Below are 8,556 nucleotides of genomic sequence, written 5' to 3'. Positions count from 1 at the left end.
AGCACCATTGAAATCTTCAATGGCGAGTCTGCTTTTCAATTCCTTATATTTCGTTTCCACAGGCCAGCGGTAAAAGTAGAGTTCACGGAACATATCGGGAGTAAAAGAAGAGTCGAGAAGATTGGTGGCAAGGTATTCTTTGGAACCATTGTCAAGGATAACTTCGATAACCCGAACAGTAATATCAGAGATTATGGAGAGGGAGTCGCCGGAACAGTTTTTAGAGATCTTGAAGTTGTCTTTCAGGCGCATAAGACAGAGATGCCCCTGAGAAGCACAGTGGCAGAAGAGATCCTGAGAATAATAGCCCCGGTCAAAAATAACGATACTGTTATGGAAGATCCCGAGATCTTTAAGGATTTTGAGATGTTCGATAGCGGCAGAACGTTCGGAAGCAAGATAATGATGTAGAGAAGCGTGGACGATATAATCATCGAGGACATCATAAATAATAGAGGAAAGAGCCATGGAGAACTGGCGGTTAGGATCTGGATGCCCAAAAAGTTTTCCCAAAAAGTCGAAGTTAGAGGGGGAATTAGGAAGTTCAAGTTTGGAGCCATCAACGGCGAAAAGATGGAGGCCATGCCAAAGTTTTCTGGCAGGGATATGCTTGTAAAAAAGGTCAACGGAGAGGTAGAAAAGCTCCTTAAATAAGTCAGGGGAAATAAACTGCCTGGCTTTGGAAAGAGCCTGTTTGGAAACGGAAGGAAAGTCCAGCTGAGGGAGATCTTCACGGATAGAAGAGAGATTTTGATACATGGAAGCTTTGGAAGAATAAAAAAGATACATAATAACGTGGAGCATAGAGAGTTTACGGCTGCGGATGAAACGATTTTTGGCGCGATGGGGTTCCAATTTGGAAGGATCTGTAATATAATTTTTAATGAATTGGATGATTGTTTTGCAGATAGTGATTCGATTCATAGAAACCTCCTGAAAATGTAATTGAATTTCTCCGGGGCGGGAGATACTATTTGATTAAGAAGCCGCGAAGCGGCTGCATTTTTGGGAGGTTTTGTCAATAGTTTTTTTAAGAAAAGAAGGAAGAATTCTTTGAAATGCAGGTAAAACAAGGCTTGAGAGAATTCTAAAATTTTTATGAACTTCTTAAGTTGACCACAGTGGGGTCAGACCCCATAAAGAAAAAATAAACATTTCTAAAGAAATTATAAACAAAACAAGGTGAATAATCTGGAGTGTGAGAAAAATGAATTTATCAAAAATACATCATATTGCAATCATCGTATCTGACTACGAAGCAGCTAAGGATTTCTATGTGAATAAGCTGGGATTCTCTGTCATTAGAGAAAATTACCGATCGGAGCGAAAGGACTGGAAGCTGGATCTTCGTGTCAATGAATACACAGAGCTGGAAATTTTCGCTGAGGAAAATCCTCCGAAGCGAGTGAACCTCCCGGAAGCCTGTGGGCTACGTCATCTTGCATTCTGCGTTGATAGCGTGGAACAGACAGTGAAAGATCTGGTGGAGGTAGGAATTGAATGTGAGCCGATTCGGGTTGACGATTATACTGGCAAGAAGATGACGTTCTTCCATGACCCTGACGGCCTACCGTTAGAGTTGCACGAATAATTATGGGAGAGAAAAGAGCATATAAAGATAAGAAGAAGTTTGCAAAGAAGTGCAGAGAAGTAAATCTTCTGTTAGTGAAGATGAGAACATGCAGATTAAAAGAGATTATTGCAAAACTTAACCAGATACTGACTGGTTATTACCATTACTATGGAATTACAGACAATACAGAAAGTATAACGGCATTCCGATATAACATCATGAGAAGCCTGTTCTATTGTCTGAACCGGAGAAGCCAGAAGAAAAGCTATAATTGAAAACCACTTGGGGTCAGGTACTCGAAATGAGGGATGAAAGTTCTGTGAAAAGAGTATAAACTATAGACTGGCATCTACATAGATGCCAGTAAAAAAACAGCAACCACTTTAAAAAGTTAATTCAAGAAAGAAAATTGTCGATTTGAAAATTTCTAGGGGTCAGGCATTTGAAACAGGAGATAGAAGTTCTGCGAAAAGATTATATAAAATGGTGTCGGGAAACCACAGGGGGTGGATCCTCTTAGAAGTTCATAAATTCAATGACTATCATCTTGGATAGTCATTGTAAGCACAATACGAACAGAATTTGATAAAATATCAGAAAACGACAAATTCTGTAAAAAGACTATAAACAGACATTTGCTTTGATATCATTAAGAAAATGTAAGAGCTTAATTTGGGGCTAATTATGTATTCGCTATTTTGTAATTCATAGTGCTTGATGAGATTGTAAGATAAAGTAGACAGTGGGGTCAGGTACTCGAAAGAGCAGACTGTCGATCAGTTTCCATGTATGCTTATGAAGGCAAAAACTGCGCAGGGCACTTTCTGTCGCATTGTTATCCATAGGAATATCGCCGTCTTCCAGAAAGGCTTTCAAAGAAGCTTCCTGGTTGATGCAGAAAGGCATTTGGGGACAGGTACTCGAAAGTTGAGGTCCACTTGGGGTCAGGTACTCGAAACCCGGGATAAAAGTTCTGTGAAAAGAGTATAAACTATAGACTGGCATCTACATAGATGCCAGTAAAAAAACAGCAACCATTTTAAGAAGTTAATTGAGAGTATAAAACTTTTTCTGTAAAATAATGTTTAGAAGGTTCTTCTATGATAAAATAAATATCATTAGGAGGGCCTTTTATTATGGCAAGACAAAAGAAACCTGTACATCGTAAGCGCTTAATTGGTTCTTTCCATACTTGGTTGAAATTAACATATTAAAGCTATATAATACATTTAAAGTAACCGCCAAATAATCCAGCGGATTTTTTAGTTCTTTGAATCCTTCTATAATTATAGCTGTTAGATACTTAGACTATTTCACTACAATTATGGAGGATAGGTCATGTCCAATACTCGCAAAGCCCGTGTTCCTATGAAAGAACAGCTCAGGCTTATCAATGAATGCCGCCAGAGCGGCATGACAGATGCCGACTGGTGGATCACTAGGGGTCAGGTACTCGAAAGCTGGGATAAAAGTTCTGTGAAAAGAGTATAAACTATAAACTGGCATCTGCTTGCGGAACACACTAGGCAATGCTATTAAGCTAGATGTTCGATAAAGTGTTCGGTATGATTAAAAGAAACATGTATGTAATAAAATTACAAGAAAAAGAGTGAGAATTATCGGTTTTGGACACGACAAACAGACAGATCAGGGTCATCTGTCTGAGGGGAAAAATATTCCATTGTTTTTACCACAGTGGGGTCAGGTACTCGAAATGAGGGATGTGGGCATATGTCAAAAATGTTATTGACATATGCCTTTTATAGAGCTATTATATAAGAAAAGCGAGAAAGGAGCAGTTTATGCCGAGACCAGTAAAATGCAGAAAAGTTTGCCATTTCCCCAATGTTTTAGAATTTCTTCCGGCAGACGATACTGACAAAAAAACACCCATTGTTCTGACGGTAGATGAGTACGAGACAATCCGTCTTTTGGACAAGAAAGGTTATAGTCAGGAGCAGTGCGCAGCATCTATGCAAGTCGCAAGAACAACCGTTCAACGGATTTACGAGATTGCCAGGAAGAAAATAGCAGATGCTCTCATTGATGGATATCCACTCAGAATCGAGGGTGGGGATTTCAGAATCTGTGACGGCCAGAGCAGTAACTGCAACCTTGGAGGGTGTTACAAGCAGGAAATTTACAAAAAATATGCAGTGGAAAAAGGAGAGGGTATCATGAGAATAGCAGTAACATATGAAAACGGACAGATTTTTCAGCACTTCGGACACACAGAAACATTTAAGATTTACGATGTAGAGGAAGGAAAAGTAGTACATTCAGAAGTAGTAGATACGAATGGAAGCGGACACGGTGCATTGGCGGGAGTTCTTAATGCATTGAATGCAGATGTTTTGATCTGTGGCGGAATCGGAGGCGGCGCACAGACAGCGTTAGCGGCAGCCGGCATTAAGCTTTTCGGAGGAGTTTCCGGAGATGCGGATGAAGCAGTAGAAGCTTTTATCAATGAAACACTCGATTATAATCCGGATGTTAAGTGTTCTCATCATGAGCACAGCCACGGGGAAGGACATACATGTGGCGAGCATGGATGTGGAAGCCATAGCTGTCATTAAGAAAAATAGCAAAAAATAATAATACACAAGGATGTACAAAGGCGTTTTGCAGTCATTATTACAAAGAGTTTTTGTTTTTATCAGCAGTGATAAAAAATGTACAGGTAGTTCGAGGACTGAGAAAAGGAAAAGACCAGGGAAGAGTTGTGCAGGGTAATATTGTAGCTGATCAAAGTAATAAATCTTAAAAGGTAATAAAACGGCTGCAGGTCCATAATGTTTCCAGGGTAACGGAAAGACTCCCACTCAAAAAATGGGAGTTTTTTTGTTGCCGGAGTATCATATTTGCAAGGTGTGATTTATAAAGTATCTTGACAGAGGTACCGATCCTGTTATACTATTAAACCTGATAAAGGGGAGTAACCTACGTTTGGAAATCTGCGTTTGCAGTGTCGTCAGTACGGTGGAAACATCCGGCGCTGCAGGGAAATGGTGAGACTTTTATTGCATTTTTTGTTATGCAATAAGGGTTTCTTTTTTTATATCATTTTATCAAAAAAATCCTTTATTGCATAAAAAAATTACAGTTGGTGAATATTTGCAAAAAAGGAGGCAAAGGTAATGAAGGAAATTTATCAGCAGACAGCAGAGGAAGTTCTCGAGCGTGTGGAAAGCAGGGAATCAGGGCTTACCGATGAACAGGTCAGACGGTCCAGAGAGAAGTGCGGATGGAATGAGCTTGCAGAAGGAAAGAAAAAAAGTATTTTGCAGATCTTCTTTGAGCAGTATAAGGATTTTCTGGTGCTGATCCTGATCGCATCGGCAGTGATATCCGGTATGCTTGGAGATGTGGAAAGTGCAGCAGTTATCGTGATCGTTATCACGATCAATGCGATCTTGGGAACCGTGCAGACAGTAAAGGCTGAGCAGTCCCTGCAGAGCTTAAAGAAGCTTTCCGGTCCGGAGGCAAAAGTATTGCGTGACGGTGTGGCAGTACAGCTCCCGGCAAGAGAGCTGGTTGTAGGAGATGTGATCCTTCTTGAAGCCGGTGATATGATCCCGGCCGATGGAAGACTGCTTGAAAATGCAAGTCTTAAGGTCGATGAAAGTGCTCTTACCGGAGAAAGTCTTGCAGTTGAAAAGAGTATGGACATTATTTTGGAGGAAGCACCGCTTGGCGATCGGACAAATATGCTGTTTTCCGGCAGCTTTGTCACATATGGGCGTGGCAGAGTGGTTGTAACGAATGTGGGAATGCAGACAGAAGTTGGAAAGATTGCAGGACTTCTGAAATCAACTTCGGAAAAACAGACGCCACTTCAGGCGAACCTGGATGACTTTGGAAAAAAGCTTTCCATCCTGATCCTGATATTTTGTGGGATTCTGTTTGCGATCAGTGTATTCCGCGGTGAGAAGATCAGCAGTGCATTTATGTTTGCAGTAGCACTTGCAGTCGCAGCGATCCCGGAAGCGTTAAGCTCTATCGTGACAATTGTGCTTTCTTTCGGAACACAGAAGATGGCAAAGGAGCATGCGATCATTCGTAAGCTTCAGGCTGTGGAAGGTCTTGGAAGCGTTTCTGTTATCTGTTCGGATAAGACCGGAACACTCACACAGAACAAAATGACAGTAGAAGATTATTATATTGATGGAAAAAGGATCACAGCAGCTGCAATCGATGTGGCAGATCCGGCACAGAGATGTCTTTTGGACTACAGCATTTTATGTAATGATTCAACAAATGAAAATGGTGTGGAGATTGGAGATCCGACGGAAACAGCATTGATCAATCTGGGCAGCCGGTACGGAATAGAGGCTGTAGAGGTAAGAACGCTTTATCCAAGGGAAGGAGAGCTTCCCTTTGACAGTGACCGTAAGATGATGTCAACACTTCACAGGATCGATGGTGAGAACCGTATGATCGTGAAAGGTGCTGTTGACCGGCTTCTGGAGCTGACAGACCGGATCTGGACGAAGGATGGAGTGCGGGAAATCACAGAAGCAGATAAAGAAAAGATCCAGCGACAGAATCAGGAATTTTCAATGGAAGGGTTGCGGGTACTGGCATTTACCTATCGTGAAGTTCCGGAGAACCATGTATTGACGACAGAAGATGAGAACCAGCTGGTATTTCTTGGTCTGATCGCTATGATGGATCCGCCGAGGGAAGAATCAAAGGCTGCAGTTGCAGAATGTATAAAAGCGGGGATCCGACCGGTTATGATCACAGGAGACCATAAGATCACAGCAGCGGCAATTGCAAAGAGGATCGGGATCCTACATGATCTGTCGGAGGCCTGTGAGGGTGCTGATATTGAAAATATGAGTGATGAGCAGCTGAAGGAATTTGTCCCGAATATTTCCGTGTATGCAAGAGTGTCACCGGAGCACAAGATCCGTATTGTCCGTGCATGGCAGGAGAAGGGGATGATCGTGGCAATGACCGGAGACGGTGTGAATGATGCTCCGGCATTGAAGCAGGCAGATATTGGTGTTGCAATGGGAGTGACCGGAACCGAGGTGGCAAAGGACGCTGCGGCAATGGTGCTTACAGATGATAATTTTGCAACAATTGTAAAAGCTGTGGAAAACGGACGAAATTTATATCAGAATATCAAGTATGCGATCCAGTTTCTTTTGTCTGGAAACTTTGGTGCGATCCTGGCAGTTCTTTGTGCATCCCTTGCAGGATTTCCGGTTCCCTTTGCACCGGTACATCTGCTGTTTATCAATCTTTTGACAGACAGTCTTCCGGCGATCGCATTAGGCGTGGAGCCGCACAGCAGTGAGGTGATGAATGAGAAACCAAGATCAGCAGACGAGTCAATACTGACAAAGGATTTTCTTGGTAAAATCGGTCTGGAAGGCCTGGTGATCAGTACGATGACGATGATCGGATTTTTGACAGGATATCATCAGAATGGTGCACTGCTTGGAAGTACCTATGCCTTCGGAACACTTTGCCTGGCACGTTTGTTCCATGGATTTAACTGCAAATCGGATCATCCGGTTATCTTTACAAAACGTTTCTTTAATAATAAATGGCTTCAGGGAGCATTTGCACTTGGTGCAGTACTCATTACCGTTGTACTGACGGTTCCTGGTCTTCATCTCCTGTTTAAAGTAGAGACTCTGGATCTGATGCAGCTTGGCTGTGTATATCTGTATGCGTTTGCAAGTCTTCCGATCATTCAGCTGCTTAAATGGATACGCATGGAATTAAGAAAAAGAGGAGAATGATAGTGGATATAAGTAAGATATCTGTAAAAAAAATCCGGGAGCTTATTGTATTTACAGCATTTCTTGTGGTCGCTCTGTGGAAGTTTGATGTGGTACTCGATGTGCTGAAAGCAATATGGGGAATCGCATTTCCCTTTGTACTTGGCGGAGCGATCGCATTTGTGACCAACGTGCCGATGAGCTTTTTGGAAAAGAAAATTTTTGGAAGGACAAAAAAGGAAAATAAGATAGTCGTAAAACTGGCAAGACCGATAAGTCTGCTCCTTACGATCATATTTGCAGTTGGCGTGATCGTACTGGTGATGTTTGGTGTGATCCCGCAGCTTACGCGGACAATGGGAACTCTGATGATGAGTATCGCTGATTTTATTCCGCAGATGCAAAGCTGGATCCGGGAATTTTCCCATAATAACCAGGAAATCATGAAGCTGGTAGATCAAGTACAGTTTAATCCGGATCAGGCGATCAAGTGGGGGATAAGCCTTCTTGGAAACGGTGCAGGAAATATGATGAACACCACAATGTCAGCAGTGGGTTCCATAGTCAGTGGATTGGCAACCTTTTTTATTGCTTTTTCATTTGCCTGCTATGTCCTTTTTCAGAAGGAGAAGTTGCATGTGCAGATCCGAAAAGTATTTTTCGCTTTTCTTCCAAGGAAAAAAGCAGATGCTTTTCTTAAAGTCTGTTCTCTGACTTATCGGACATTTGCAAATTTTCTTGCAGGTCAGTGTCTGGAAGCCGTGATCCTCGGCTGTATGTTTGTTGTGATATTGAGTATTTTGAGGATGCCGTATGCACTTCTGATCGGAGTTTTGATTGCGTTTACGGCATTGATCCCGATTTTCGGGGCTTTCATCGGATGTGCGGTGGGAAGCTTTTTGATCTTTATGGTAAGCCCGAATCAGGCGATCTTATTTATTATAGTATTCCTGGTGCTGCAGCAGATCGAGGGAAATCTGATCTATCCTCATGTTGTGGGTGAATCCGTAGGGCTTCCGTCGATCTGGGTTCTTGCAGCAGTTACGATCGGCGGAAACCTTATGGGAATTGTAGGTATGCTTGTTTTCATTCCACTGCTTTCCGTGTTCTATACTATTTTTCGGGAATTCGTATATCTGCGCCTGAAAAAAAAGCATATCAAACAGGTGACAAAGACAGAAATAGAGGAATATACGGAGGAGAAAATTGTAAATAGTGACATATCAGAGGGGAAATGATATGATGGAC

8 protein-coding genes are annotated in these 8,556 nt (G+C 42.1%); 6 read left to right on the top strand and 2 right to left on the bottom strand.

Going from position 1 to position 8,556, the window contains the following annotated elements:
- Positions 1 to 924 (bottom strand): transposase (locus tag KQI39_RS11970; RefSeq protein ID WP_216418613.1); only part of this gene is annotated, 924 nt, incomplete at its 3' end.
- 283 nt (positions 925 to 1,207) lie between these two features.
- Here KQI39_RS11970 and gloA2 point away from each other — a divergent pair.
- Positions 1,208 to 1,591 carry an SMU1112c/YaeR family gloxylase I-like metalloprotein gene (gloA2, locus tag KQI39_RS11965; protein WP_216418611.1) on the top strand — a complete coding sequence of 128 codons (384 nt, stop codon included), beginning with the start codon at positions 1,208 to 1,210 and terminating at the stop codon, positions 1,589 to 1,591.
- A gap of 2 nt (positions 1,592 to 1,593) precedes the next feature.
- Positions 1,594 to 1,848: a group II intron maturase-specific domain-containing protein gene (locus KQI39_RS11960; RefSeq protein WP_253293164.1), complete on the top strand. Its 255-nt coding sequence runs from the start codon at positions 1,594 to 1,596 to the stop codon at positions 1,846 to 1,848.
- A gap of 430 nt (positions 1,849 to 2,278) precedes the next feature.
- Here the strand turns inward: KQI39_RS11960 and KQI39_RS17925 are convergent, their stop codons facing one another.
- Positions 2,279 to 2,479, bottom strand: a complete 201-nt coding sequence (locus KQI39_RS17925; protein ID WP_256443747.1) for an IS66 family transposase — start codon at positions 2,477 to 2,479, stop codon at positions 2,279 to 2,281.
- Between the two features lie 432 nt (positions 2,480 to 2,911).
- Here KQI39_RS17925 and KQI39_RS17405 point away from each other — a divergent pair, with 432 nt between their 5' ends.
- The 4 genes from KQI39_RS17405 (at position 2,912) to KQI39_RS11935 (ending at position 8,546) form a co-directional block, all read left to right on the top strand.
- Positions 2,912 to 3,064 carry a hypothetical protein gene (locus KQI39_RS17405; RefSeq protein ID WP_253293163.1) on the top strand — a complete coding sequence of 51 codons (153 nt, stop codon included), beginning with the start codon at positions 2,912 to 2,914 and terminating at the stop codon, positions 3,062 to 3,064.
- Between the two features lie 311 nt (positions 3,065 to 3,375).
- Positions 3,376 to 4,149, top strand: coding sequence for a NifB/NifX family molybdenum-iron cluster-binding protein (locus tag KQI39_RS11945; protein WP_148447085.1), 774 nt, complete (start codon positions 3,376 to 3,378; stop codon positions 4,147 to 4,149).
- A gap of 561 nt (positions 4,150 to 4,710) precedes the next feature.
- Entirely contained in the window at positions 4,711 to 7,329 is a 2,619-nt protein-coding gene (locus tag KQI39_RS11940; protein WP_216418608.1) for a cation-translocating P-type ATPase, read from the top strand.
- Between the two features lie 2 nt (positions 7,330 to 7,331).
- Positions 7,332 to 8,546 carry an AI-2E family transporter gene (locus tag KQI39_RS11935; RefSeq protein WP_330654040.1) on the top strand — a complete coding sequence of 405 codons (1,215 nt, stop codon included), beginning with the start codon at positions 7,332 to 7,334 and terminating at the stop codon, positions 8,544 to 8,546.
- Positions 8,547 to 8,556 lie beyond the last annotated feature (10 nt).

Origin of the sequence: Blautia sp. MSJ-36 (assembly GCF_018917985.1) — a bacterium.
In the GTDB taxonomy this organism is placed as follows: domain Bacteria; phylum Bacillota; class Clostridia; order Lachnospirales; family Lachnospiraceae; genus Blautia_A.
Note: the sequence above shows the minus strand (reverse complement) of the source record. Positions and strands in the feature narration are given on the sequence as shown.